This window comes from Cyanobium sp. WAJ14-Wanaka (genome assembly GCF_024345375.1).
Classification (GTDB): domain Bacteria; phylum Cyanobacteriota; class Cyanobacteriia; order PCC-6307; family Cyanobiaceae; genus Cyanobium_A.
On sequence record NZ_JAGQAZ010000002.1, the window covers coordinates 560,059 to 585,369 of the forward strand.

Genomic DNA, 25,311 nt, shown 5'->3' on the forward strand with positions numbered 1-25,311 from the left:
CTATATCGAGTCTGCGTATTGCTTGGCCCAGGCGAGCACTTCGGCAACCCTTTCTTGGCTTGGGGCTTCGCAGTACAGCCGCAATAGAGGTTCGGTGCCGGAGAAGCGCAGCATCAGCCAGTGGTTGTCTCCAAGCCGCAGTTTTACGCCATCGGTCCTGATTACTTCCTTCACCGTATGGCCGGCCACCTGGGAAGGCGGGGCTTCCTGCAGCAGAACTTCTAGGCGTTTGCGGGTGGCCATGTCGGCCAGTCGCAGGTCCAGGCGGTCGTAGGCGGCGGCTCCGCCGCAGCGCGACTGCAGATCATCTAGGCGCACACCAAGGGGCTGGCCTCCCTCCACAAGGGCTTCGATAAGAAGCAGTGCGGCAAATAGGGCGTCGCGCTCCGGCAGGTGCATGCCAAAACCCACCCCACCAGATTCCTCGCCGCCGACTAGCACTCCCCCTTTCAGCATTTCACTGGCGATGTACTTGAAGCCCACGGGCATCTCCAGCACCTGGCGACCCAGATCTTCGGCTACCAGTTGCATTAGGTCTGAGCCGCTGACGGTTTTGATCACCAATCCCTCCAGTTTTCTGGCCCCGGCAAGGTGGTCGATGAATAGGGGCATCAGTAGCTGGGTGCTGCAGAAGCGGCCCCGCTCATCGACCGCCGCGATACGGTCGCCATCGCCGTCAAACACGATTCCGACCGCTGGACGCCCTGCCGCACCGGAGGCCTGCACCGCCTTGATCAGTTGCTCGAGATAGGGCGCCAGGGGTTCGGGTGGGTTGCCGCCAAATAGGGGATCCCGTTGGCCACGAATTTCAACCAGGTGACCGCTGCTACTCGCCGACTCCAGCAGTTTTTCCAATCCACCGGCGGCTGAGCCATGCATTGGATCGACAATTACCTGGAGACCCAGGCGGGCCAGGCCGGCACTGAGGGCTTCCGTGTCCACCTTCGCCTTGAGCCCGGCCAGGTAGGTGCCCATCGCATCAAAGCGTTGGGTGGGGCTTGGAATTGGCACGGTGATGCCGCCGGCCGCTAGACGGCGCTCCACCCTCTGGGTGAAATCACCCTCCACCGAGCCCCCAAAGGGACCCTTGATTTTTAGGCCCAGCCATTCAGCTGGGTTGTGGCTGGCAGTTATCACCAGGGCCCCCAGGGCATGGCGCTCCACCACCGCCCAGCTGCAGGCGGGAGTTGGTACGGAGGTGTCGCAGAGCAGGGGCACCAGTCCGCAGCCATGTACTGCGGCGCAAATTGCCTCCGCCAACTCGGGGGCCAAGAAGCGGCGGTCGTAGCCAATCACCACCTCCTTGCTGCTAAGCCCCTCCGGTGCCGAATGGGCCAGTTCACGGGCGGCGGCGGCAGCCACCGGCAACATGCGCTCCACCGTGATGTCAACCCCGAGGATGCCCCGCCAGCCATCGGTGCCAAAGGCAATCGGGCTGGCCTCCAAGGGCAGGGGGGCTGAGGCCATTGCAAACCAAACTCAATGCGCCCAATTCTGCTGTTTGCCGGTGCCCCTATCCAGGCGTCCTACCGGCCTAGCCTCTGCCCATAGCAATCCCCATGTGTGACGGCCTCGCCCCTAACTGACCGGCTCCTGCGCAGCTGGGTGCGCTGCCGGCGGCGGGCTTGGTTGGATCAATGGGGGGAGCCTGCTAGACGCCAGTGGAACGCCCACCGAACCCTGGCCCTAAACGACCAGTTCCGCAGCTTCCAGGCATTGCTGCCCCGAAAGCCTGGCCGGGGCGATGCCGCCTGCCTGGCCGGGGAGCCTGGGGTGGTGGGCCTAAGACTGAAAGGAGCGGGTCCAGCGGGGTTGGAGCTGGAGGCCCATCCGGCTCTTTTAGAGCGGGTTTCCGGTGCGAGCCGCTGGGGCGATTACGCCTATTGGCCAGTGTTGGCTCGCCAGGGGCGGAGGGTGACCCGGGAGCACCGGCTGGTTTTAGCCCTGTGGGGCAGGTTGTTGGCGGTTTATCAGCAGGCGGCCGTGCCCCAGGGCCTCGTGTTGGCTGGAGAAGGTCGGGCCCTGCAGCGCGAGCGCCTTTCCCTCCATTCCGGCCTGCAGCAACAACTGGATGACAGCCTGGTGAAGTTGGCGGCTGATCTGGCCAGTTCCAGCCCGCCGCCCTTGGTCAGTGATCGCAAAAAGTGCACCCTTTGCAGTTGGCGGGGCTTCTGTGATCAGGAGGCTGCAGCCACAGGCCATCTCAGCGAGGTTAGTGGCATCGGTGGCAAACGCCGGGAGTTGCTGCTGGAGGTGGGAATAGGCAGCTTGGGCGCCTTGGCCCAGGCCGATCCGGGTGTGTTGGCTTCCAAATTGGCGGTGCATGGCGAGCAGCACCGCGAAATCGCTGCTGAATTGGTGGCCCAGGCGCGGGTGCAGCAGGGGGGGCAGCCCCAGCGCCTGCAGGCTGCACCAGCGTTGCCGGAGCTGGCCAGTGCCCGGGGCTGTCTGCTTTACGACATTGAGTCGGATCCCGATGCCCGCGACGACTTCCTCCATGGCTTTGTGCTTGTGGAGCGAGCTGCCGATGGCTCCTGGCCAGGGGAATTGGATGGCTGTCGTTACCGGCCCCTGCTTGCCCTCCATGAGCACGGGGAAGGGCGCCTCTGGCTGCGGCTTGAGCGGTTCCTGAACCGCTACCCGGGCTGGACGGTGCTGCACTTTGGCGAAACCGAAGCAATTGGCCTGACTCGCTTGGCCCAGCGCCAGGGGGCTAGCGAATCCACGGTTCGCGAGCTGCGCTCCCGGCTTGTGGATGTCCACATGCGCCTAAAACGCAGCTGGCGGCTGCCGGTGGGCAGCTACGGCCTCAAAACGGTTGCCAGCTGGCTGGGTTTTGCCTGGAGCCAGAAGGGTGTTGATGGCGCCCGTTGCCTGTTGTGGTGGCGCCAGTGGCGTCAGTGGCGCCATGAGCCAGGCCCGCGGGGCCGCGCCAGCCGCTACCAGCTTGAACGGATTTTTCGCTACAACCGCGACGACAGCCTCGCCACCTGGGTCGTGGTGCGCTGGCTGCTGGACAAAGACTCCTAGCCGTTGCCACCGGCTCCTATGGGTATTGCTGAGAAGCTGGGTGCTTGGGAGAGGTAGAGAGTTAGTTGGCCGCCAAGTGGTTTTGGGTCAGCTAGTTGGTTGACATCCCTAGCCATCAGACACTCTTGCCCCAGGGCCTGGCGTCGCACCAGGGCCAGGCCAATCCATTGACCGCTGCCGATGGCCAGGCTGGAGGTGATCAGGCCAGCCTTGACTTGGTCATTGCTCCAGAGCAGCTGACCCGGGGCAAGCAGCGGCGATGAGCTTGGATTCTCGAGCCGGCAGTGCCAGCGCCGTAGCTGCTGTTTTACGCCGTCGTAGGTGGCCAATTTGGCCAGGGTTTCCTGCCCCAAATAACAGCCTTTGCCAAGACTCACCCGATCTGCCAGGCCCAGTTCAAAGGGGTTGGTGTGGTCGTTGATTTCAGCTGGTTCGGTCGGCAAGCCCTGCTGAATCCGCCAGCGCTCCTGATCCATTGGGCCCAAACAGGTAAGAGCGGCTATCTCCTTGGCCAGTGCTGCGCCCTCGCGCTGGAGGAAGGGCTCCAGGCCCGAACCGATTGGGGTGATCCAGGTGGCCGCCTCTAGGGGGCCCAGCTTGACCCGATCTGCAGGGAACAGCACCCGATCCAGGCACTGGTGCAGGGCCAGGCCGGTGCTTTGGCTTGGGCCGTGGATCATCAACCAGGCCCCCTGGCCAGCCGCCGCTTCCTGCTCTGCGGGGGCGCCACCAATCCAGACGTCGACTACGGCCCGCATCCGGCCGGTGGGGCTGGTGCAGCAGCTGGGGATCCAACTGCCGGTGGCGACATTTTCAATGGCGGCGGTTGTTTGGCCATGTAAAAAGCGCAGGCTGCCTGGCCCTTCCAGGTGCAGCAGGCTCACCGGCTGATCGGTGCGGCTGGCTTGCTCGGGTTGCCAGCTCCAGATGTCACTCATTGGCCAAGGCTTGCGGCTGCAACTTCTTCCAGCAGGAACAGGCTGCGCAATTCAAGGCCGGCAGCGGTCATCGCTTCGAGGCCCCCCTCTTGACGGTCCACGATCGTCACCACCCGCCTTACCTCGTAGCCGGCCTCCCTCAGTTGGTTCACTGCCTTGAGCGAGGAGCCCCCGGTGGTGACCACGTCCTCCAGCACGGTGATGCGGCTGCCCGGCTCGGGCAGGGGGCCCTCCAACCAGGCTCCGGTGCCATGGCCCTTGGCTTCCTTGCGCACAATCAGGGCATCGAGGCTCCGGCCGGCGAGGGCGGCGCCCATGGCCACGGCGCTGACCAGGGGGTCGGCGCCCAGGGTCAGCCCGGCCACCGCCAAGGCCTCTGGCTCCACCTGCTCCAGGAACAGGGCACCCAGTAGGGCCAGCCCTTCACCACTGAGGCTCACGGGTTTGCAGTTGACGTAGTGGTCACTGCTGCGCCCTGAAGCCAGGGTGAACTGACCGTGGCGATAGGCCTTTTGGGCCAGTTGTGCCAGCAATTGGGCACGCATTGCCGCTGGGTTGGTGGGCAGGGTCAGGTTGGCCACGCTTGAGTTCGCCACGCTTGAGTTCGACACGGTCTTGTTGGCAATGGGGGCTGGTGGAAGGTCCCGATCCTGCCTAGTTTGCGACCAGACAGGTCCGTGGCATGAATTGGTTCCCTAGGCGTGGATTGGGGCTGCTTGGGCTGGCTGCCAGCTTTGGACTCACTGCTGGCTTGGGTTGGGCTGGGCCGGTGCTTTGCACCACCAGTGGCGAGCTCACCAGCTGCGCTGCAGTGCAAACCACCCCAGCGCTGGTGGAGCAGCGTTTTTACACATATACGTCGCCTTTTGCCAGTGGTGTTGACCTCAGCCACCAAGTCACCGACCTCCTGGGAATTGCCATGGGTGGGGTCGAAGGAAACCGCTTGATGGGTTTTGGTTTCCCTGATCAGACCATCGTCTGGGATGGCACCGCCCTACAAAACACCTATCAGGTTCTGCTTGAGCAGCAGTCCAATCCCCTCCCCTGGCGCACGGTTGATGTGGGCAATGGCTTTGGCGGCAGCCTCGCGTCTGGTGGCCCATCGCCCAAACCTGTGGTAGACACACCACCGGTTGGGGGTCTAGCAATCTGGTGAATGCAGCGAACTCATAATTCGCCTTAGCCGAGTTCGATCCTCGGGACCCCCACCACCCACTTCTGTGATCGTTTCCCTGGCTCTGGCGGTGCTGCTGGCCCTTGTGGCCTTTTTTGCGGCAGGTGAATTTGCCCTGATTCGGCTTCGACCCAGCCGGGTGCGCCAGCTGGTGGAGGCGGGTGCCTCCGGGGCCCAGGCGGTGGCCAAGTTGCAGTTCAGGCTCCGGCGTCTGCTGGTGGCAACCCAGTTGGGGGCGGCGCTGGCCCTGGTGGCCCTGGGTTGGGCAGGCCGTGGCTTAGCCGACAAATTCGGTGGCACTGCCTTGGTTGATGCCGCCGTTTTTCTTGGTCTGGTGCTGTTGGCCACCCTGCTGGGGGGCTTGCTGCCCAAGGCCTGGGTGCTTCACCGACCGGAAGAATCGGCCCTGCGGCTGGCACCCCTGCTGGATGCGGTAATCCGCAGCCTGGCCCCATTGCTCTCGCTGATTGAGCGGCTTGCGGCGGTGCTCCTGCGCCTGTTGGGTTTGCCCCGCAACTGGGATGAGCTGGTGCCGGTGCTATCTGCCGGTGAGCTCGAGACTCTGATTGAAACGGGCAGTGTCACCGGACTTATGCCCGATGAGCGCAGCATCCTGGAGGGAGTTTTCTCACTGCGGGACACCCTGGTACGGGAGGTGATGGTGCCCCGTTCCGGCATGGTCACCGTGCCCGTGGATGTCACCTTCGCAGCCCTGATGCGCGAGGTGCATGACACCGCCCATGCCCGTTTTCCGGTGATTGGCAATTCCCTTGATGATGTGCGTGGGCTGTTGGATCTGCGGCGGCTGGCGGATCCGATTGCCCGTGGCCACCTGCAGCCAGATACCCCATTGGCGCCTTTCATAACGCCCCTCGCGGTGGTTCAGGAGAGCACCTCTTTGGCCCAGTTGTTGCCCCTAATCCGCAGTGGGCAGCCGATGCTCTTGGTGGTGGATGAGCATGGCGGCACCGAGGGTCTGGTCACAGTTGCTGACCTCACAAGCGAAATTGTCGGCGACGACGACGACCCCCTAGAGGCCGCCGCCGACCTCCAAGAACTTGCCGATGGCCAGTGGTCGGTGGCGGGTGATTTGGAAATCTTTGAACTCAATCGCCAACTCTGCCTCCAACTTCCAGAGGCCGATGGCCACCACACCCTGGCGGGCTTTTTGCTCGAACGGCTCCAGCACATCCCCTCCCCTGGAGAGAGTTTGAGCTGGAAGGGACATCAATATCGGGTCTTGATAATGGATGGTCCGCGGATCGAAAGGGTTGCGATTGAGCGGGTGGCCAGTTAATGGGCTTTTGCGCAGGGGCTGCTGATCATCGATAATGGTTTCGACGTAAATGCCCCAGCCATGAACCCTGTGCGTTTGGGTGTCATCGGCATCGGCAACATGGGCTGGCACCACGCTCGGGTGCTCAGCCTGATCAAGGATGCGGAGTTGGTTGGGGTGGCTGATCCCGACCAGGCCCGCGGCGAGCTCGCCACTGGCCAATTTGGCTGTAAGTGGTTTGCCACCTACGAGGAAATGTTGGGCGAGGTGGAGGCGGTTTGCATTGCCGTTCCGACCCTTTTGCACCATCGAGTTGGCCTCGCCTGTCTGAAGGCGGGCGTCCATGTGCTGATTGAAAAGCCGATCGCCGCCAGCCAGGAGGAAGCGGCTGATCTGATCCGTGCATCAGAAGCCGCCGGTCGCCTGCTGCAGGTGGGCCACATTGAACGCTTTAATCCGGCATTCCGGGAGTTGGTGAAGGTGGTGGCCAACGAGGAGGTGGTGGTGCTTGAGGCCAGGCGCCACAGCCCCAACCCCGACCGGGCCAACGACGTGTCGGTGGTGCTGGATCTAATGATCCACGACATCGACCTGGTGCTTGAGCTGGCCAGGGCTCCGGTGGTGCGACTGGCTGCCGCTGGGGGCCGGAGTGCCGACGGGCCGATTGACTACGTCAACGCCACCTTGGGCTTTGCCAACGGCGTCGTGGCAAGCCTGACCGCCAGCAAGATGGCCCATCGCAAGATCCGCAGCCTCAGTGCCCACTGCAGAAGCAGCTTGGTGGAGACCGATTTTCTCAATCGCACCCTGCACATCCACCGCAAATCCCACGAGTCGGTCAGCGCCGACCACGGTGAGCTGGTCTATCGCTCCGATGGGGTGATTGAGGAGGTGAGCACCACTTCGATCGAGCCCCTATATGCCGAACTGGAGCATTTTCTCCAGTGCGTCCGGGGGGCTGAAATCCCCGCAGTGGACGGCCTACAGGCTTCCCGGGCACTGCAACTAGCTGACCTGATCGAACAGTGCGTGGAACAGCCCGGCCTGAGCATGAGCCTCGCCACGCCGATCTAGCAGCTTTTAGGCCCTGGTGGTTAGCTGTTTGAGCGCTTCCAGCTGCCAGCCGCGGCAATCACTGGGTGCGGCCCGGTAGAAGCGATCCCAGGCCTCTGCTTTGTGCTGGCTGTAGAGCGTTTCGGAAATTTCGGGGTGCTCCAGTTGCCAGCCCACCCGCACGGCATGGCCGATAACCACATCCAGGGCCAGATCCTCTTCAAAGCGGGCCCCAGGGTTTTCAGCAAAAAAGGCCATCAAAGTGATCAGGGTTTCGGTGCAGAGTTGGCGATATTCCGAGGCCTCGATTTTGCTGAGCAGGTGTTCCACTAGCGCGGCGAAGTTTTTCTCCCCAGGTGTTTTTTCACTTAGGAGCGGGCCACTTTCGAGGCGGTTGCGTTTTTCCAACTTGTCGCCAATCACCAGGCCATGGCAGTGGTGCAACAGCTCCCAAATACCGGGATAAAAGTCGCGGGGAACCCGGCCCAGGGCCCCTAGCCGGATGCGGTGTTGTAGCCAGCAGCCCCCTTTGGGAAGCTCTTCAAGGGGGATGGGGATGTGCCATTTGACCCGCCCACGCACGTGCAGCTGTTCCTTGCGCTGCAGGGCGGCCCGGGCGTGCTCCACGTCGGCCAGCACTGCCCTTAGTCGGCGCCGAATCCCATGGGGCGGCTGGGCGCAGAGGGCCTCAAAGGCATCAATGGGGGTGAGATCGGCTTCGCCGGCCAGTTCGCTGGTGAGCAGCAGCAGTAGTTGGCCGAGTTGCAGGGTGAGACTGCCGTTGAAAAGGTCCGGCTCGTGGCGTGCCAGGCCATCAAGGGCCAGCAAAATCTCCTGCTGCAGCATCCATTCGCGCCCGTCTTCGCCGCTGAACTGGCGAATCATGGCGGCGATTGCCGCACTGCCCTGGGGCTCGCTGATCAGCGAATCGTTGGTGTAGTTGCGGCCAACTACCACCTGTTTTTGACGCACCAGCAGGTCGGTCAGGGCATCTTCCAACTGGGGATGCACCAGCCCCATCGCGCCGGCTACGCGGCGCACCACATCCCAATTGGCCTCGGCAAGGGAGCGGCGATAGACCTCGGCCAATAGTTCCTGGAGTCTCACGGGTTGGGCATTGGCGGGCCCCTGTAACTGGGCCCCGCTGCCCAGGCGCCGCACCAGTTGCTCCAGCACTTCGCTCTGCTCGGCCAGGGAGGTGCTTTGCCAAAGCCGCTCGGCCAGTTCGCCGATGCTGAGGTCTTCCCGTTCCAGTTCTTGCTCTTCTTCGGCGGAAAGCGGCGGCTGGCTGGTACTGGCCCGCAGGGGAATGGCAGCGGGTGTTTGCGGTGCGTGGTTGAGGTGTGCTTGCTCCGGCAGCTCGACCCAGCAGGCTTGGTCAATCAGTTTGTCGAGCGGAGCCAGTTGTACGGCTACGCCCTCCAGCAAGCCCTGTTGCAGCTGCTTGCCCAGGGTCAAAAAGGCGTTTGGGCTTGCGCCGAAGGCCCCTTCAGCCACGGGAATCAGCAGTAACGGGGCCCCAGGACCGCGCCAGTGGCGTTGCAGCAGGCGCAGTTCGGCGGCGACCACATCCACCAATTGTTCGGGGTCATCGGCCAAATAAAAAGTGCCTTCCTCAAGCACCGCTGGCAGGAAAGCCAGTTGCTCAACGCCTTCGGCTCCCGAACGGCGATAGAGCCGCGCCGTGGCCAAGGTTTCCATGCGCACGTTCGGATGGCCGCTGAGGCCCAGGCGGCCATTGGCGCCCACCTGGGCCATCCGTTGGGCCAGTTCCCTTGAGCCGCCAATTATGAGCGTTTGCTGCCCCTCGGTTTTGGCGTGCAGATCGGCTGGCGGGCTCTGATCGGTGGCCAGGGGCAGGCCCGCTTCGTTCAGAACTGCGGCAATCTCCCCGTTGGCGGGTACCAGGGCCACCAGCACCTGGTCGGCACCGAGGGGTTGGGGTAGCCGCCGGCCGCTCGGGTCGAGATCGGCGGGGGTGATCAAGCCCTGGAGCAGCAGGTCCGACAGCCAGGTAAGGCTCTGGGTCCAGAGCAGGGGCACATTCGGGTTGGCTTGACGGGGCTGGCTACCTGGCTGGCGCCGTTCCGCGGCCAAGCCGATTTCAGGCACCAGATAGAGCTCTGGCAGGAGCGACACACCCTGGACATTGACACTGACGGTGGTCAGTTTTTGGCGCCATTGCCGGGCCTCCTCCCAGCGTTCTTCGCAGCAGGCGGTGATCAACTCGTAGGCCCAAAAGAGGGGCCATTCGCATTCGATGTGCTCGAAGGCCGCCAGTTCCTCTCGCTCGTAGTGGAGGCGACCGTGATCCTCCACCACGGTTTGGTGGCCGTCACGGCGGAAGCGTTTGTAGCCGTAGGCGCCACCCAGCTCAGCGCGGATCTTGCGGCGGGTCCGTTCGGCCAGGGCGGGATCCTCCACTGCCCAGGCGGGGTAGCCAATTACCGAGAGGCAGGCGCTGTCCACTTCCTTGCTGGCGGACTCCCTTGGCAACAGGCTCCTCAGGGCACGCCGCAGGCGCACGATGGCGTCGTGGGGGATCACTAGACAGGCACTGCCGTCGCCATGGGGGCCGTAGAGATCGAGGCCCTCCAGGGATTCCAAGGCCGCTTTGACAAGGCCGATCGAGCTGGCATTGCGCTCGGGCTGGCCATGGTTGCCTTTGTCGCCCCGCTCCCAGATGCCGTAGTCGGCCACCCGATAGGCCCGCGACACGTAGTAGACGAGGTTTTGAACGAAATCGCACTCATGCTGGCTTTGGATCACCACCAGCCCGGAGCGGGTTAATTGGGCCAGTTGCAGCAGAAAAAGGGCAGTGGCGTCGAGTTGGAGATGGCCCCAGCCGTCATCGGCCACCACGGCGGAGCCGGTGAGGGTATCAAATTTGGCGTGAATTGCATCCAGCCGGGCCAGGCTGTGCTTGAACCGTTCCACTTTCGCCGCCTGGCGCAGCATCGAGTTGAGCAGCCCGCGCATCAGTTGCAGAACCCGCTGCTCCAGTTCAAAAACCCTCCGGCTGGGTCCGCGCAGGCGCCGGTGGGCCAGGGCCAGGCCCCAGACGCACTGGATCGAATAGACGCAATCACGCACCCAGGCGTCGCCGTAATTGCCATGGACGGTGTTTGCCGTGCTGGCGGGGAGTAGCCCCGTGATCGGGTGCTGGCGCGCCAGCACCACCGTTTCAATTTGCCGATCGATCTCCAGCAGCGCAGCCCAGGCCTGTGCCGCCTCCATGGCGTCGTAGGAGCTGCCAGCCGGGGAGCTCCCCGGGGTGGCTGGGGGTGGGGACATGTCGAAGCGCGTCATCGGACCGCGGCGTTAGGGCGCCCGGCCTGGAGCAGTTCAGAATTGGACAGCCATAGATTCTGCTCCGCGGCAGCAACCCCCCATGGCAGCAACGGCAACAGAACCCTTGCAAACGCGAGTGCTGGGCGTGCAGGTCAGTGTTTGCCCGGATGTCTTTGAGGCGGCTTTGGCACTGCAGCAACGGGGTGGTGGCCAGATCGTCACCCTCAATGCCGAGATGACCATGGCGGCAATTGCCGATCCTTCCTTGGGCGCGGCCATAGAGGCGGCCCAATTGGTAATTCCAGATGGGGCCGGGGTGGTGTGGGCCCTGGCCCGTCAGGGCTATCGAGTTCGCCGGAGCCCCGGGATCGAGCTGGCCCGGGAGCTGTTGGGCCATGCCGCCCAGCGGGGCTGGCGGGTGGCCCTAATTGGCTCATCTCCCCAGGTGATGACCCAGCTCGGTGCGCAGTTGCGCCAACAGCTGCCGGCGCTGCAACTGGTTTTCTGCGCCCACGGCTACCAGCCGGCTGAGGCCTGGGCTGGGCTGGAGCACCAGTTGCTGGCGGCCCGCCCTGATTTGGTGCTGGTTGCCCTAGGCGTGCCGCGGCAGGAAACCTGGATCCAATCCTTACCCGGGCGCCGGGGCGGCCTGTGGATGGGCGTTGGCGGCAGCTTTGACGTGTGGGCAGGCACAAAAAAAAGGGCCCCCGCCTGGATGGGAGCGATGCAAATCGAATGGCTTTACCGGCTCCTCCAGGAGCCGAGCCGTTGGCGCCGAATGCTTTCACTGCCCCAATTCGCCTGGGCGGTTTGGCGGGGTGCCTAATCAGGCCCCCTCAAGCAACCAGGGGTGCCTCTGGCAATTAGTTGGCCTGAGGTCTCAGCGGAAACCCACCGAGGCTTGCCACACAAAGGCGAGCAGCAGGAAAAAGAGGGGAATGATTGGCAGGATGTCTACCAAGGGTCCAAAAGCTTGGTAGGCCTCAGGCAGCTGGGCCAAGGTCTGCAGCGAAGTGGAAGCCAGCAGAGCGGAGACAGCCATCCCTGAAAGTAATCAGCTAGAGGCGGACGCTACCACGTGTGGGCGGCTGGGGAGCCCGCTTCCCATGGAGCGAAATCCTCCGCAAAACATCCTTCGCGGATTGCCTGGGCCATGGCAGTGCTGAAGCGCACCAATTGGTGGAGGTTGTGCAGGCTCAGCAGAATTTTGCCCAGCATTTCGTTGCTCTTGGTCAGGTGGTGCAAATAGGCCCGGGTGTGGCAGCTACAGGCCGGGCATGGGCAGCTGGCGTCCATCGGGGTGTGGTCGTGGCGAAAGCAGGAATTTTTGAGGTTCCAGCTCTCTCCGCCGACCAGGGCGGCCCCATGGCGGCCCAACCGGGTGGGAATCACGCAATCGAATAGATCAAAGCCCTGGGCCACGGCAATGGCCATCTCTCGAAGGGTGCCCACACCCATTAGGTAGTGGGGTTTCTCTTCCGGCAAAAGCGGCCCGACCTGGCGCACGATTCGATGCATCTCCTCGGTGGGCTCCCCCACACTCACGCCGCCCACCGCAATGCCCGGTAGGCCCATCGAGGCAATCACCCTTGCCGATTCCTGGCGCAGATGGGGGAAGCAGCCCCCCTGGACGATGCCAAAAAGGGCCTGATCGCTTTTGTTGTGGGTGGTGATGCAGCGCTCGAGCCAGTTGTGGGTCCTGCGGCTGGCTGTGGCCACATCGGCTTCACTGGCCGGATAGGGCGGACATTGGTCGAAGGCCATCGCCACATCGGCCCCCAGGGCCATCTGGATCTGCATGGAGCGCTCTGGGGTCAGCTCAATGCGGGCGCCATCCCGGGGGGATCGAAAGACCACCCCCTGGTCGTTGATCTGGTTCAGGTCCCCCAGGCTGAAGACCTGGAAGCCCCCTGAATCGGTGAGCAGGGGGCCGCTCCAGCCCATGAAGCGATGCAGTCCCCCCGCATCGGCCACGATTTGCTCACCGGGCTGCAGGTGCAGGTGATAGGTGTTGGCCAGCACCATTTCTGCGCCCGTCGCGGCCAGCTGGCTGGTGGTGACCCCCTTGACCGTGGCGAGGGTTCCCACGGGCATGAAGCGGGGCGTATTCACCACCCCGTGGGGGGTGTGAAAACAGCCACAACGGGCCCGGCTGCGGGGGCAACGGGCGGTGATGTCGAATGAAAAGGCGATCGCGCCCCTTGGGTGCTTGTTCGAAGCTAAGACTTGCAGGCAAGGGAAAACAGTTGCTGTCTTGCCTTAACCACCTGCCATATCCACTGGCCTTTCTCATTTACACCTGCAAAGCCCATGCCCTTGAAAACGCGCTTGAAGGGCGGGATCCGCGATGGGGCAGGGGCTTGGGTTTTCTATTCCGTATTACCTGCCTGGCCTGGGGTTGAGCCGCGTTTTGAACGGATTGCCCGTTTTGCCCCCCTTGTCGGACTGGTTTTGGGCCTGGTTCAGGCCTCTTTTTGGTGGCTCACTGCCGCCTGGCTGCCGCTGGCGGCCCAGGTGCCCTTGGTGATTGCCCTGGGGGTGCTACTCACGGGGGGGCTGCACCTGGACGGCGCCATGGATACGGCCGATGGCCTGGCCGCTGGCCCCCGGCGGGCCCTGGAGGCGATGCAAGACAGCCGGGTGGGGGCCTCTGGCGTGCAGGCAATGGTCTTGTTGCTGCTGCTGAAGGTTGCCGCTTTCGCCTGCCTGGCCCAGGCAGCACCGGTGGCCCTGCTTTGGGCTGCCCTGTGGGGCCGGGTGTCTCCCCTATTTGCCATGGCGGCCTTTGCTTACCTGCGGCCCGAGGGCGGCAGCGCCGCCTTCCATCGCAGCCATTGGCTTGGCTTGCCCAGGGAGTTGGGACCGGCCCTGGTGGCGGCTGGTTTGCTGCTGGCGGGCCTGCTGGTAGCAGGGGTGGCAGCACCCCTGCTCTGGATGGGACTGCTTGCTGGCGTGCCGGCTCTGCTGGTGCCGCTTTGGTTGGGCCGCCGCCTGGGCGGCCACAGCGGCGACAGCTATGGCGCCTGCGTGGAATGGAGCGAAGCCCTGGCCCTGCTGCTTTGTGGCCTGTTGATCAGGCTGTTGTTGGGGCTGGCAGGCTGAGCTGAAAGGCGTTGCCCCTGGCCGGTAGGGCGGGATCCAGGGCGGCCGGCGATGGCAGCAGCACTAAATCGCCCCCCAGGCTCCTGGCCAGATCCCTGGCTAGGGCCAGGCCGACCCCGGTGCCCGGCAGCTTTTGGCCAGCCTGGCCCCGAAAGCCCCGCCCAAAGATGGCCTCCCTTTCGCTATTGGCAATTGGCTCACCGCCATCCCAAACGCTGATCAGCCAGCTACCGGCCTCGGTTTTTTGGCAATAGAGACCTATGGGGGCTTGGCTTTGGCTGTAGCGGAAGGCATTTTCCAGCAGGTTGGCGAGCACCTCTGCCGCACTGCCACTGTCCCCACACCAGTCGGGTAGGTGCTCGGGTGGATGCCAGGCCCTCTGTTGCAGGGCTGCGGTGGCCGAGGCCCTTTGCAAAAGGGGGATTAGTAGATCAGCGAGGGGTTGCCCTTCGGCGCCACTGAGGGTGGGGGGCAGCAGCAGGGGGTGGGCCAGGTTGCCCGCGGCTGGCAGGGCCTCCATCCCTTGCAGTTCGTCGATCGCTTCGACATAGCGATTGAGTTGGCGCTCTTCGGCCAGAAGCCCCTCCACCAGTGGTCTATTCAGGCTGTCCTGCTCGAGTCGACGCAGCAGCAGTTGGCCAAAGGTGCGCAGGGCGGCGAGGGGGTTGCGCAGCTGGTGTACCAACAGGGCCAGTTGCTCCTGCTGCTGATGCAGGCTCTCGGCTAGGCGCTTCTGGTCGAGATCCAGGCAAAGCGCTTCGGTAAGACAGAGGGCCACCGCCTGCAGCCTTTGGCTGAGTCCGTCGGGCCAGGGGAGGGTGTTGGTTTCCACTTGGATGGCGCCAAGCAAAATCTGCTCCTGGCGCAGGGGTAACCAGCGCCTTCCCTCGGCTGGCATCCGTAGGGGGCTATCTGCAGCAACCGTGGGCAGGGCTCTGCCATCGCGGGGCCATTGGCCGATAGGTACCAGAGAGGGAGGCCCGCCATCGCCTGGCTGGGTCACGTAAACCACTAGGGAGCTGACATCGCTGCGGTCAGCGAACTGGGCCAACTGGAAGTGGAGCAGGCTCAAAAAGCGCGTGGAGACTTGCATTTGACGCGCTCAGCTGGACGGCGTACAAAAAAAGTTTTCGGGATTTTGGGGAAATCCAGAAAAAAGTCTTAAGATCTTCGTATCGACCAATACTTCGCGGTCCGCGAGCGGGCAGCAGGCCACAGTTGTGACAGCCGAGTTGCACATTTCGTGTAATCAGGCTACAGCAGATGTAGTTCAGTCTTTCGACGACCACTCCTCTAGCTGTTCTTGCAATTCGAATGGGCGAATTGCAGAGTCGCTGACCTCCCAAGGCCTGCAGACCCTCATGGACGACAGATGGTTGGGCGCCGCCGCCGGGTTCATCCCTCGGCTTGCTGAGTCACGGTCTCTGTGGATCTGACCAACTTGGTCTTTTCGCAGCCCTCGACTGTTTCCCCCTGATCCCTTCTTGTCCCCACTCTTTGCTCCTGTTCCGGAGCCGTTCCATGTCTAAGAAGCGCAAGCGCATCAGCCGCCGTCGGTTGGCTGGCCAAAGGGTTTTGGCCCATGTAGCCACCTTTCATTTAGAAACGGGCTCCCACAAACCGGTGACAGCGGCCCGTCGCTTCATCGCCGAGGAGGTGTTGGTACCGCCAGCAATCCTCAATGTGCGTCGCAATGAGCACACCACCGATCGATTCTTCTGGGGTGAAAAGGGCCTTTTCAGCGCCCAATACGCTGAGGAAAATCATTTCCTTTTCCCTTCCCTTCGGGAAATTGTTGATCGGATTGGAGAAGAGGTTCTCTTCGAAGGTATTGAGGCCCTGGCTGCCGATGATTGGGAAGAAATGGAGGAGTACGAGTACGCCTTCGTTTGATCAGGACTGTGGCCATTGCGCGGCAATGAAGTCGCGCATGGCCGGAAATAGCCCCTGATCAATTGTGTGGCCGCCTTCGAACCGCAGTAGCTGGCTCAGGTGGCCGCCCTCCTCCAATTGCTTCTGCAGGGCTTTACTGGCTGCGAATGGCACCACGGGATCGTGGATGCCATGGGTTAGCAACACGGCGCTGGGTTTGGCTGCATTGGGTTGCCATTGGGGGTGGGGGTAGCCGCTACAGCCGATCAGCCCCGCACAGGGCAGGCCCCCATCGGAGCTGATCACATCGATGGCCATGGCTGCTCCCTGGGAAAAACCCAGCACCAAGGTGTTCTCCAGGGGCGTTTCCCGGCCCAGTTGTTCTAGGCGCGTGCGCAGGGCAAGCCGGGCTTCGGGTAACTGGGGCCATTCGCTCTGCTGCAGGTCGTACCACTGCCTACCGCTGCCCGCAGGGTGGGGCCAGGGGGCCTGCAAGGCCACGATTTCCACCCCAGCTCCCACCAGCATTGGGCCCAGTTCCAAGAGGTCGTCGGCATCGGCGCCCCAGCCATGGAGCAGCACTAGGCGCTTGCCCGTGCCTGAAGGGCCCAAGCGCAGCTCTCCGGCGGCTGGAGTGGCCCCTGGAGCGGCTGCTGGAGCGGTGGGCGGGAATTCGTCAGCCATGGAGCTTCGGCGGTGGAGGGGTTGGGTGATAGCCACTGCTTAGGTTGGCCTTTCAACCAGCCCAGCTGCAGCCATGGCGCCCACGGCCCTTCTCAGTGTCTCCAATAAAGAGGGTCTGGTGCCCTTGGCCGAAGGCCTTTTGGCGGCGGGCTATCGATTGATTTCCAGTGGCGGCACCGCTGCTGCTCTCCAGGCAGCTGGGCTGCCGGTGACCAAGGTGGCAGAGCACACCGGGGCTCCTGAAATCCTTGGCGGCAGGGTCAAAACCCTGCACCCCCGCATCCATGGCGGCATCTTGGCCAAGCGCTCTGAGCCCTCCCATCAGGCTGATTTGGCTGCCCAGGGCATCGACCCCATCGATGTGGTGGTGGTGAACCTCTATCCCTTCCGGGAAACCATCGCCGATCCTTCGGTTTCTTTTGAAACTGCCATCGAAAACATTGATATTGGTGGTCCGGCCATGGTGCGGGCAGCGGCCAAAAACCACGCCGATGTGGCGGTGCTCACCAGCCCCAGCCAATACCCAGCCTTTTTGGCAGCCTTGGCGGCCAATGGCATTGGCAACGAGCTACGTCGCCAATTGGCCCTTGAGGCCTTCCAGCACACCGCTAGCTACGACGGGGCAATTAGCAGCTGGCTAGGGACCCAAGCCGCTCCCAGCTTGAAATTGGAGCTGCCCGCCAGGCAGTCGCTGCGCTACGGCGAAAACCCGCACCAAGGCGCCACCTGGTATAGCGCCCCTGCCATTGGCTGGGGTGGTGCCAGCCAGTTGCAGGGCAAGGAGCTCAGCTACAACAACTTGATCGATCTCGAAGCAGCCCTGGCCACCGTGCGGGAATTTGGCTACGGCCCCGGGGCCCAAAGTGCTGCAGTTGTGCTCAAACACACCAATCCCTGTGGTGTCGCCACCGGCCTCGGCACGGCCGAGGCCTTGACCAGGGCCCTAGATGCCGATCGGCTGTCGGCCTTTGGTGGCATCGTCGCCCTCAACACCTCGGTGGATCTGGTGGCAGCTGAACAGCTCACCAGTCTGTTTTTGGAATGTGTGGTGGCTCCAGTTTTTGGCGCCGAGGCCAGGACCCACCTGGCGGCAAAGGCCAACCTGCGGCTGCTCGAACTCAGCCCAGAGGCGATTGGCCAGGCCCCGCGCCAGCAATTGCGCAGCATCCTTGGTGGGGTGCTTGTGCAGGAGTTCGATGATCAGCCGGTGGATGAGGGCGGCTGGCAGGTGGTCAGTGAGCGCCAACCCAGCAGCGAAGAAATGCAAGATCTGCGCTTTGCCTGGCGGCTAGTGCGCCATGTGCGATCCAATGCCATCACCGTGGCGAAGTCGGGGCAGAGCCTGGGCATTGGCGCAGGCCAGATGAATCGGGTCGGATCGGCCAAATTAGCTCTCGAGGCAGCGGCTGAAAAGGCCAAGGGAGCCGTGCTGGCAAGCGATGGATTTTTTCCCTTCGACGACACCGTGCGATTGGCTGCCAGCCATGGCATTACGGCCGTTATTCAGCCCGGCGGTAGCGTGCGAGATGCCGATTCGATCGCGGCCTGCAATGCCCTGGGACTAGCCATGGTTGTGACGGGTCGCCGCCATTTCCTGCATTGATGCCCCTGTAGCTTCACTCGATCGCCCTTGGCATTACCAAATACCCCCTAGCAGCCATGCCTGAAACGCTTAGCTACAGCCTCAACTTCCTGCATCCCCTATTGATGTGGGCCCTGCTGGCACTTTCTGGCTATGGGATGTTTTTGGGCATCAAGGCCAAGCGCACCCGTACCGGCACACCTGAGGCCCGCAAGGAGCTGCTCAAGGGCCAATTTGCCAAGCGCCATTTTCAAATTGGCAGCCTGGTCTTGGTGGTGATGGTGGTGGGCACCTTCGGCGGCATGGCTGTCACCTACCTGAATAACGGCAAGTTGTTTGTGGGACCCCACCTGCTGGTGGGGATCACCATGACCTGCATGGTGGCTACCGCGGCCTCCCTGACCCCGTTGATCCAGCAAGGCAACTTGATTGCCCGCAAGATCCACGTGGGCCTGAACATGGGCCTGATGACCTTCTTCCTCTGGCAGGCGGTCAGCGGCATGCAGATCGTCGCCAAAATTTGGGAAAAAAGGCCTGTTTAAAACTGGGCCTTGCGCCTTGGCGGACAGGCCAGGCCATTGCTCTCGTGAAAGTCTTCCTGCACCTTCCAGGTGAGTTTGCGGGAGACCTGGCGGACGATTTGCTTGAGCAGGTGATCACCACTCGACTGCACCAGGCCTTCCGGCAGGAGGCTGATCACTCCAGGCAGCTGGATCCACACACTTAGGTCGAGCTCCCAGCGCACTTGGGTGCATAGCCCTGGCGACTCGGGGGCATCGAGTTTGAGTGAGGCATTGAATTCCACGTCGTATAGGTCGTCCAGGCTTGGAGCTTCGCCCTTGGCAGCGGGGTTGGCCACGGGTGCGGTGACAATCCGGTAGATCCCATTGGCCTGGGGCAAAAGCTCCAGGCCAATGGTGGGCTCCACTTCAAAGCCAAAGTTGCCGAAGCTCCCCAAGGTGAGGATGTAGCCATGGCGCCCCAGGGGCTGCACTGCCATTGGGGCCGCACAGCGCTGGAACCAGCCCTCATGGCTGTCGAGGTAGGCCTCCACCACCGAGATGGGGGCCAGCATGTCCATCAGATCGGCGAAATGGCTCGAATAGCGACGGACCCGGGGGTCCTGGCTGAGGCGTAAGGCCGGCTCGGATGGGGCCTTCAGCGAAGACAACGTCGAAACTCCTGGCAGATCTAAGGGCCCCGGGGATGCTGAACCTCAAGCAATCTAAAGCCCCGGGTGGGCATTGAACGGCAGCGGCTGCTACTCCCCAGTCAGCCGAATCAGGCGCTGAATGATGTCTTCCACCACCCGGTCGGGGGTTGAGGCGCCGGAGGTTATGCCCACCCGAATCTCTCCTTCCGGCAGGAAGGGCATTTCGGTTTCGATCTGGCCGCCCAGGGGCATGTGCTCAATGCAGTTGTCAGGGCCGATTCGTTCAGGGGTGTCGATGTGGAAAGAACGAATGCCACGGCTGACGGCAATTTCCTGGAGGTGGGTGGTATTTGATGAGTTGTAGCCGCCGATTACCACCATCAGATCCAACGGCTCATCCACCAGGGCAAACATGGCGTCCTGGCGCTCCTGGGTGGCATCACAGATCGTGTTGAAGGCCAGGAAGTGCTCGCCCAGCTCGGCGGGGCCGTAGCGCTTGAGCATCGTGCGCTCGAACAGGCGACCGATCTCTTCGGTTTCGCTTTTTAGCATCGTGGTCTGGTTGGCAACGCCCACCCGCACTAGGTCGATGTCGGGGTCAAAACCCGGTGAACAAGCCTTGGCAAATCGATCCATAAAAGCCTCCCTCGCGGCCTTGCGCTCGTTGCTGTCCTGGCGCCCCTCAACTCCATTGAGGATGTAGTCGCAAACCAGTTGGGCTTCGGCCATGTCGAGCACCACCAGGTAGATGCCCGCAAACGAGGAGGTGGCGAGGGTTTCCTCGTGCTTCACCTTGCCGTGGATGATCGAGGTGAAGTCGTGCTTTTTGTGCTTCTCCACGGTGTTCCAGACCTTGGAAACCCAGGGACAGGTGGTGTCTACGATGTGGCAACCGCGCTCGTTGAGCAGCTGCATTTCCTGCACCGTGGCGCCAAAGGCCGGCAGGATCACCACATCACCTGGGGCGACCCCGGAGAAATCTTTCTCTCCCGCATCCACCTGGATGAATTGAACGTCCATCTCGCGCAGATGGTCATTCACCGAAGGGTTGTGGATGATCTCGTTGGTGATCCAGATCCGTTCACTCGGATAGTGGCGGCGGGTTTCGTAGGCCATTGCCACGGCCCTCTCCACTCCCCAACAAAAGCCAAAGGCCTCGGCCAGGCGCACCGTCAGGCGGCCCCGCCGCAGCTCATAGCCATTGCTCCGCAGGGATGCAATTAGATCGCTCTGGTAGGCCTGCTCGAGGCTGCCGGCCACCTCTTCGCCCAGGCCGAAGCCCCGGCGGTTGTAGCGCTCCGAGTGGTGCAGAGAGCGCTTGAAGGCACGGGTATCCACAACTGCCAGCACGAGATACACAAACTCTATGGGCTCTGGCGTTGCTCCAGCTGGGCGAGGCCCAGCCAACTGATCTTGGCTTCAGTGAAGTCATAGATGCATGGCAGCACTTCCACGCCGGCCGCCAGGGCTTCGCGAAACAGCTCGCCGTAGCGGGGATCGGCCGAATCTCCCGGGGCAAAGCGGCTGACATCAGACCTACTGAGGCAGGGCACCAGCACGGCGCGGGTCCCTGGCAGGAGGGCCTTTAGTTCCACCAGGTGTTTTTGACCCCGCTCGGTGACCGTGTCTGGGAAGAGGGCCAGCTCGCCCTGGGTCCAGGTGGTGTTCTTGACCTCCAGGTAGATGGCCCGGGGATCTGGGGCGTTTTCTGCGGGCGTTAGGAGTAGGTCGATGCGGCTGCGCCTCCCTTCCCCGTAGGGCACTTCAGCCCTAATGGCGGCGATAGGGCCCAGCCAGGGCTCCAGGCAACCCGCCTCGATCGTGGCCCGCACCAGACGGTTGGGTAGGGCGGTGTTGACCCCCACCCAGATCGATTTCCCATGGGCGCCCTGCACGAGGGCCTGTTCCCAGGTCCAGGCCAGCTTGCGGGTGGGGGAGGGATCGTGCCGCAGCCGCACCCGCCCGCCCGGGTGCAAAACCCCCGTCATGGGGCCGGTGTTGGGGCAGTGGGCCGTTACAACCTCGCCCCCCTCCAGCTCCACATCGGCCATAAAGCGCTTGTAGCGCTTCACCAATGTGCCCTCCACCAACGGGCCTAGCTGCAGGATCTCTTTGGACATGGGCTAGAGCCAACCGGGCATGCTTGCCATACTGCCGGCCATGAGTAGATCCCTACGTCGCATTGCCCTGATCGTGGCCGTTGCCACGGCCCTCAGCAAGGTGGCCGGGCTTGTGCGCCAGCAGGTGATTGCGGCTGCATTTGGGGTGGGGGTGGCCTACGACGCATACAACTACGCCTACGTGTTGCCGGGCTTTTTACTGATCCTGCTGGGTGGCATCAATGGCCCTTTCCACAGCGCCATGGTGAGCGTGCTGGCCCGCCGACCGCGGCAGGAGGGTGCCCATGTGTTGGCCGCGATCAACACGATCGTCGGGGCTGGCTTGATTGGCGTCACGGTGGTCCTTTGGCTAGCTGCAGATCCCCTAATCACCCTGGTGGGGCCAGGCCTTGATGCGGAGCGCCATGCAATTGCGGTGCTCGAGTTGCGCTGGATGGCGCCGATGGCTTTATTCGCCGGCTTGATTGGCCTGGGCTTTGGTGCCCTCAATGCCGCAGATGTTTTTTGGCTGCCTTCGGTAAGCCCCCTGCTCTCCAGCGTGGCCGTGATTGGCGGCCTTGGCCTGCTTTGGTGGCAACTTGGTCCGGCGATTGCCCTCCCCCAGCAGGCCGTGTTGGGGGGAGTGGTTTTGGCCGCGAGCACCACCTTGGGGGCCGTCTTCCAATGGTTGATTCAGTTGCCAGCCCTGGCGAAGCAGGGTCTCCACAAGTTCCAGCTGGTTTGGGATTGGCAGCATGCGGGAGTGCAGGAAGTGCTCCGGGTGATGGCTCCGGCGACCCTCTCCTCCGGGATGTTGCAGATCAATGTGTTTACCGATCTGTTTTTTGCCTCGGGGATCATTGGGGCGGCGGCGGGTCTTGGCTACGCCAACTTGCTGGTTCAAACCCCCCTGGGGCTGCTTTCCAATGCCCTGTTGGTGCCCCTTTTGCCGGTGTTTGCCAGGCTCACGGCCCCCGCGGATCGGCCGGAGTTGATCGCCCGGATTCGCCAGGGCCTGATGCTCTCCAGCGCCAGCATGTTGCCCCTGGGGGCCCTGTTTGTGGCCCTTGCGGGCCCAATCGTGGCCCTTGTCTACGAACGCGGTGCTTTTGACCACCAGGCGGCGCTGATGGTGGGCAGTTTGTTGATGGCCTACGGGGTGGGCATGCCGGTCTATTTGGGGCGGGATGTGCTGGTGCGGGTTTTTTATGCCCTGGGCGACGGCCAAACCCCCTTTCGCCTCTCCGTGGCGGGCATTGGGCTCAATGTGATTTTTGATTGGCTGTTGGTCGGGGGACCCAGCCCCTGGGGCCAGCAGCTGCCCGCGCTCAATTTCGGCGCCCCCGGCCTGGTTTTGGCCACCGTGGCCGTGAATATATTTACCTGCCTCGCCCTACTGCTTGCGCTGCAGATCAAGCTCGGTGGCCTGCCCCTGAAGCTATGGGCCAGGGATTCGGTCCTGCTGCTTGGCGCAGCGGTTCTGGCCGGTGCTGCGGCCTGGGCCAGCTCCAGCTTGGTGGCCTGGCCCGATGGCTTGGTCGGCAGCCTGATCCAGGCCACATTCAGTGGTGCTTTGGGCCTATTGGTCTATGGGCTGGTGGCAGCAGCTGCGGGTGTGCCTGAGGTGCTTCAGCTGGTGCGTCAGCTGCGCCAAAAGCTCCCCCTAATCGGTTAGCCGCACCAATCGCTCTTCGCGCACCTGCAGGGGAATCTCGAGATGGGATCTGCCCAGCACCTTGGGCCCATCCACCGAGAGAATTCGGGCTTCGATGCCGAATTCCTTAAAAGCCGTTTCCATCTCCTGGATAAGGGCTTTTTCCACCTGGGCTTCTGCATCCACGATCTTGCCGAGCAGGCGGCTGCCCACGGGCCCCATCCGCTGGCGCATCACCTCTTGGGCATTGGTGACCTCGATGACCAGCACAGCCCACGTTCAGGTGGAGCAACCCTATCGGCAAAGGGGCTCGAGCACCTCTTCTAGATCCCTTAGTTGACCCGCCGGAATCAGGCGAGCTAGGGGAAGCCGGGTGGCGCCTCCGCCCACCGGTACCAACACGGCTTCAAGTGCTTGGCGACTGGCAACCTCTGCCCCCTGGTCAAGCCGGGCGGAGCACTCGATCGCCAGGGCCTGGGCCAGGCCGGCGTCCTTGAGGTAAAGATGCCAGTTAGCAATTTGTAGGTAGAGCCGATCCCCCAGGGCCAGTTCGAGGTCGTGGAGGTCGCTAGCGCTCAGGGTCATGGTTCTGGGGTTGGGGTGGCTGGCTTCAGCAGTAAAACCATCCCAGCGTGCCCCAACAAAAGCACCAGCCAGCCCAGGCTGAACCAATTGAGGTGGCTCCAGGGGTGGCGCAGGTTTTGCACCACCCATAGGCCACTGTTTACGGCGGCAAACAGGGAGGCATGGAGCGTGAAGTTCACAATCCGATCGAAGTGCCGGTAGGTGGGATCTTCGGGATTGGCAGGTCCGTACCAGCGGATTGGCATCGTTGTTTTGGGGGGATGGTTTGACGGATGGGCCCTCCATGCGGTGAGAATGGGCCCATGCGCTTGTAGCTCAGCGGATTAGAGCATCTGACTACGGATCAGAGGGTCGGGAGTTCGAATCTCTCCAGGCGCGCTTTTCACCACTCAATTAACCCAATCCTTCCACCAGAAGCGCTCAAGCTTTTGGCAGATTGGATTGGTCCATTCGTTTCCGAGTCTGCCCACGCAAGGGTGCCGAGGCAGCTTTTTTTCTTACGATCTGGGTCAATCAATTTGTGATCCATGCCCGAAACCGGTGGCACCTTCCTCAATCAAAGCCTGGCTGCCGGAGATCCCGCCATTTTTGGCCTGATCAACAAGGAGCTCCAGCGCCAGCAAAGCCACCTGGAGTTGATTGCCAGTGAGAACTTTGCCTCCCGCGCCGTGATGGAGGCCCAGGGCTCGGTTCTCACCAACAAGTACGCCGAAGGGCTGCCCAGTAAGCGCTACTACGGCGGCTGTGAACACGTCGATGCCATTGAGGAGTTGGCGATTGAGCGGGCCAAGCAGCTGTTCGGAGCGGCCTGGGCAAACGTTCAGCCCCACAGTGGGGCCCAGGCCAACTTCGCGGTCTTCCTGGCCCTGCTCAAGCCCGGGGACACCATCCTTGGGATGGACCTCTCCCATGGAGGCCACCTGACCCATGGCTCGCCGGTAAATGTTTCGGGCAAGTGGTTCAAGGCTTTCCACTACGGCGTTGATCCCAAAACCCAGCAGCTCAATTTCGATTCAATTCGCCAGTTGGCCCTGGAGCACAGGCCCAAGCTGATCGTCTGTGGCTATTCGGCATACCCACGCACCATCGACTTTGCGGCCTTCCGGGCGATTGCCGATGAGGTGGGGGCCTATCTGCTGGCAGATATGGCCCACATTGCTGGCCTGGTGGCGGCCGGTGTCCATCCAAATCCCCTGCCCCATTGCGACGTGGTCACCACCACCACCCACAAAACCCTCCGGGGCCCCCGGGGCGGCCTGATCCTTTGCCGGGATGCTGAGTTTGCCAAGCAATTCGATAAGGCGGTGTTCCCTGGCACCCAGGGCGGCCCCCTTGAGCACGTGATTGCGGCCAAGGCCGTGGCCTTTGCGGAGGCCCTTGAACCCAGCTTTAGGGCCTATTGCCAGCAGGTGGTGGTCAATGCCCAGGCCCTCGCCAGTCGCCTCCAGGAGCGGGGCATTGCGGTGGTCAGCGGCGGCACCGACAACCACATCGTGCTGGTGGATTTGCGCAGCATCGGCATGACCGGCAAGGTCGCCGACCTGTTGGTCAGCGACGTGCACATCACCGCCAACAAGAACACCGTGCCCTTTGACCCGGAATCCCCTTTCGTCACCAGTGGCCTGCGGCTGGGAACGGCAGCAATGACAACCCGGGGCTTCGATGCGGTTGCTTTCCAGGAGGTGGCCGATGTGATTGCTGACCGTCTGCTCAATCCAGAGGATGGCCAGATTGAACAGCGTTGCCGTGAGCGGGTGGCGAGCCTTTGCGAGCGCTTCCCCCTCTACGGGAACCAGCGCCAGCTGCAAGCGGCCTAAA

Annotated in this window: 25 protein-coding genes and 2 tRNA genes; 13 read left to right on the forward strand and 14 right to left on the reverse strand. The window is 62.8% G+C overall.

Annotation, left to right across the window (positions count from 1 at the left end):
* Nucleotides 1-1,467 (reverse strand): phosphoglucomutase/phosphomannomutase family protein, encoded by a 1,467-nt coding sequence (locus KBY49_RS09510; RefSeq protein ID WP_254934535.1) that lies wholly within the window; start codon nucleotides 1,465-1,467, stop codon nucleotides 1-3.
* 96 nt (nucleotides 1,468-1,563) lie between these two features.
* On the opposite strand from KBY49_RS09510, the gene KBY49_RS09515 reads away from it, so the two are divergent.
* Complete coding sequence (locus tag KBY49_RS09515; RefSeq protein WP_254934536.1) at nucleotides 1,564-3,030, forward strand: TM0106 family RecB-like putative nuclease; 1,467 nt, start codon at nucleotides 1,564-1,566, stop codon at nucleotides 3,028-3,030.
* Here the strand turns inward: KBY49_RS09515 and KBY49_RS09520 are convergent.
* Together KBY49_RS09520 and pyrE are read right to left on the reverse strand one after the other, a co-directional pair.
* On the reverse strand, nucleotides 3,027-3,968 hold the full coding sequence (locus tag KBY49_RS09520) for a folate-binding protein YgfZ (protein ID WP_254934537.1): 942 nt from the start codon (nucleotides 3,966-3,968) through the stop codon (nucleotides 3,027-3,029). The genes KBY49_RS09515 and KBY49_RS09520 overlap by 4 nt on opposite strands.
* Nucleotides 3,965-4,513: an orotate phosphoribosyltransferase gene (gene pyrE, locus KBY49_RS09525; protein WP_254934658.1), complete on the reverse strand. Its 549-nt coding sequence runs from the start codon at nucleotides 4,511-4,513 to the stop codon at nucleotides 3,965-3,967. Before pyrE ends, KBY49_RS09520 begins: the two co-directional genes overlap by 4 nt.
* Nucleotides 4,514-4,650: 137 nt before the next feature.
* Here pyrE and KBY49_RS09530 point away from each other — a divergent pair, with 137 nt between their 5' ends.
* From KBY49_RS09530 to KBY49_RS09545, 4 genes are all read left to right on the forward strand, one after another.
* A complete protein-coding gene (locus KBY49_RS09530; RefSeq protein WP_254934538.1) occupies nucleotides 4,651-5,124 on the forward strand; it encodes an Occludin/ELL family protein in 474 nt (157 codons plus the stop codon).
* A tRNA-Ile gene (locus tag KBY49_RS09535) sits at nucleotides 5,104-5,179 on the forward strand. The genes KBY49_RS09530 and KBY49_RS09535 overlap by 21 nt, the downstream gene beginning before the upstream one ends.
* A gap of 9 nt (nucleotides 5,180-5,188) precedes the next feature.
* Nucleotides 5,189-6,439, forward strand: a complete 1,251-nt coding sequence (locus KBY49_RS09540) for a hemolysin family protein (RefSeq protein ID WP_396099751.1) — start codon at nucleotides 5,189-5,191, stop codon at nucleotides 6,437-6,439.
* Nucleotides 6,440-6,499: 60 nt separating this feature from the next.
* The gene (locus KBY49_RS09545; protein WP_254934539.1) at nucleotides 6,500-7,492 is read left to right on the forward strand and encodes a Gfo/Idh/MocA family protein; all 993 of its coding nucleotides are present in this window, start codon (nucleotides 6,500-6,502) and stop codon (nucleotides 7,490-7,492) included.
* A 6-nt stretch (nucleotides 7,493-7,498) separates the two neighbouring features.
* On the opposite strand, the gene KBY49_RS09550 is transcribed toward KBY49_RS09545, so the two are convergent.
* Nucleotides 7,499-10,780 (reverse strand): glycoside hydrolase family 15 protein, encoded by a 3,282-nt coding sequence (locus KBY49_RS09550; RefSeq protein ID WP_396099753.1) that lies wholly within the window; start codon nucleotides 10,778-10,780, stop codon nucleotides 7,499-7,501.
* 82 nt (nucleotides 10,781-10,862) lie between these two features.
* Between KBY49_RS09550 and KBY49_RS09555 the strand changes: the two genes are divergently transcribed.
* Nucleotides 10,863-11,588 (forward strand): WecB/TagA/CpsF family glycosyltransferase, encoded by a 726-nt coding sequence (locus KBY49_RS09555; RefSeq protein WP_254934540.1) that lies wholly within the window; start codon nucleotides 10,863-10,865, stop codon nucleotides 11,586-11,588.
* Nucleotides 11,589-11,642: 54 nt separating this feature from the next.
* Here the strand turns inward: KBY49_RS09555 and KBY49_RS09560 are convergent, their stop codons facing one another.
* Nucleotides 11,643-11,786 carry a photosystem II reaction center protein K gene (locus KBY49_RS09560; RefSeq protein ID WP_254934661.1) on the reverse strand — a complete coding sequence of 48 codons (144 nt, stop codon included), beginning with the start codon at nucleotides 11,784-11,786 and terminating at the stop codon, nucleotides 11,643-11,645.
* Between the two features lie 47 nt (nucleotides 11,787-11,833).
* Complete coding sequence (tgt, locus tag KBY49_RS09565; protein WP_254934662.1) at nucleotides 11,834-12,955, reverse strand: tRNA guanosine(34) transglycosylase Tgt; 1,122 nt, start codon at nucleotides 12,953-12,955, stop codon at nucleotides 11,834-11,836.
* A gap of 117 nt (nucleotides 12,956-13,072) precedes the next feature.
* Here tgt and cobS point away from each other — a divergent pair, with 117 nt between their 5' ends.
* Entirely contained in the window at nucleotides 13,073-13,864 is a 792-nt protein-coding gene (gene cobS, locus KBY49_RS09570) for an adenosylcobinamide-GDP ribazoletransferase (RefSeq protein ID WP_396099755.1), read from the forward strand.
* Here the strand turns inward: cobS and KBY49_RS09575 are convergent.
* On the reverse strand, nucleotides 13,836-14,957 hold the full coding sequence (locus KBY49_RS09575; protein WP_254934542.1) for a sensor histidine kinase KdpD: 1,122 nt from the start codon (nucleotides 14,955-14,957) through the stop codon (nucleotides 13,836-13,838). The genes cobS and KBY49_RS09575 overlap by 29 nt on opposite strands.
* Nucleotides 14,958-15,385: 428 nt before the next feature.
* Here KBY49_RS09575 and KBY49_RS09580 point away from each other — a divergent pair, with 428 nt between their 5' ends.
* Nucleotides 15,386-15,757 (forward strand): DUF3155 domain-containing protein, encoded by a 372-nt coding sequence (locus KBY49_RS09580; protein ID WP_254934543.1) that lies wholly within the window; start codon nucleotides 15,386-15,388, stop codon nucleotides 15,755-15,757.
* On the opposite strand, the gene KBY49_RS09585 is transcribed toward KBY49_RS09580, so the two are convergent.
* Nucleotides 15,758-16,420, reverse strand: a complete 663-nt coding sequence (locus tag KBY49_RS09585; protein WP_254934544.1) for an alpha/beta hydrolase — start codon at nucleotides 16,418-16,420, stop codon at nucleotides 15,758-15,760.
* Nucleotides 16,421-16,493: 73 nt separating this feature from the next.
* On the opposite strand from KBY49_RS09585, the gene purH reads away from it, so the two are divergent.
* Complete coding sequence (purH, locus tag KBY49_RS09590) at nucleotides 16,494-18,023, forward strand: bifunctional phosphoribosylaminoimidazolecarboxamide formyltransferase/IMP cyclohydrolase (RefSeq protein WP_254934545.1); 1,530 nt, start codon at nucleotides 16,494-16,496, stop codon at nucleotides 18,021-18,023.
* Nucleotides 18,024-18,079: 56 nt separating this feature from the next.
* Nucleotides 18,080-18,544, forward strand: a complete 465-nt coding sequence (locus KBY49_RS09595; RefSeq protein WP_254934546.1) for a DUF4079 domain-containing protein — start codon at nucleotides 18,080-18,082, stop codon at nucleotides 18,542-18,544.
* Here the strand turns inward: KBY49_RS09595 and KBY49_RS09600 are convergent.
* From KBY49_RS09600 to sfsA, 3 genes are all read right to left on the reverse strand, one after another.
* Entirely contained in the window at nucleotides 18,541-19,173 is a 633-nt protein-coding gene (locus KBY49_RS09600; protein ID WP_254934547.1) for a DUF1997 domain-containing protein, read from the reverse strand. The genes KBY49_RS09595 and KBY49_RS09600 overlap by 4 nt on opposite strands.
* Before the next feature lie 90 nt (nucleotides 19,174-19,263).
* Nucleotides 19,264-20,493 (reverse strand): 4-hydroxy-3-methylbut-2-enyl diphosphate reductase, encoded by a 1,230-nt coding sequence (locus KBY49_RS09605; protein WP_254934663.1) that lies wholly within the window; start codon nucleotides 20,491-20,493, stop codon nucleotides 19,264-19,266.
* Between the two features lie 26 nt (nucleotides 20,494-20,519).
* Nucleotides 20,520-21,275: a DNA/RNA nuclease SfsA gene (sfsA, locus tag KBY49_RS09610; RefSeq protein WP_254934548.1), complete on the reverse strand. Its 756-nt coding sequence runs from the start codon at nucleotides 21,273-21,275 to the stop codon at nucleotides 20,520-20,522.
* A 40-nt stretch (nucleotides 21,276-21,315) separates the two neighbouring features.
* On the opposite strand from sfsA, the gene murJ reads away from it, so the two are divergent.
* Entirely contained in the window at nucleotides 21,316-22,929 is a 1,614-nt protein-coding gene (murJ, locus tag KBY49_RS09615; RefSeq protein WP_254934549.1) for a murein biosynthesis integral membrane protein MurJ, read from the forward strand.
* Here the strand turns inward: murJ and KBY49_RS09620 are convergent.
* From KBY49_RS09620 to KBY49_RS09630, 3 genes are read right to left on the reverse strand one after another with little or no spacing between them, the layout of a single operon-like run.
* Nucleotides 22,918-23,178, reverse strand: coding sequence for a cytochrome-c oxidase (locus tag KBY49_RS09620; protein ID WP_254934550.1), 261 nt, complete (start codon nucleotides 23,176-23,178; stop codon nucleotides 22,918-22,920). The genes murJ and KBY49_RS09620 overlap by 12 nt on opposite strands.
* A gap of 24 nt (nucleotides 23,179-23,202) precedes the next feature.
* Nucleotides 23,203-23,493: a DUF3181 family protein gene (locus KBY49_RS09625; RefSeq protein ID WP_254934551.1), complete on the reverse strand. Its 291-nt coding sequence runs from the start codon at nucleotides 23,491-23,493 to the stop codon at nucleotides 23,203-23,205.
* Entirely contained in the window at nucleotides 23,490-23,738 is a 249-nt protein-coding gene (locus KBY49_RS09630; protein WP_254934552.1) for a hypothetical protein, read from the reverse strand. The genes KBY49_RS09625 and KBY49_RS09630 overlap by 4 nt, the downstream gene beginning before the upstream one ends.
* A gap of 59 nt (nucleotides 23,739-23,797) precedes the next feature.
* Between KBY49_RS09630 and KBY49_RS09635 the strand changes: the two genes are divergently transcribed.
* Together KBY49_RS09635 and glyA are read left to right on the forward strand one after the other, a co-directional pair.
* Nucleotides 23,798-23,871: transfer RNA gene (locus KBY49_RS09635), tRNA-Arg, on the forward strand.
* A 149-nt stretch (nucleotides 23,872-24,020) separates the two neighbouring features.
* Complete coding sequence (glyA, locus tag KBY49_RS09640) at nucleotides 24,021-25,310, forward strand: serine hydroxymethyltransferase (protein ID WP_254934553.1); 1,290 nt, start codon at nucleotides 24,021-24,023, stop codon at nucleotides 25,308-25,310.
* The last annotated feature ends 1 nt before the right edge of the window (nucleotide 25,311 follow it).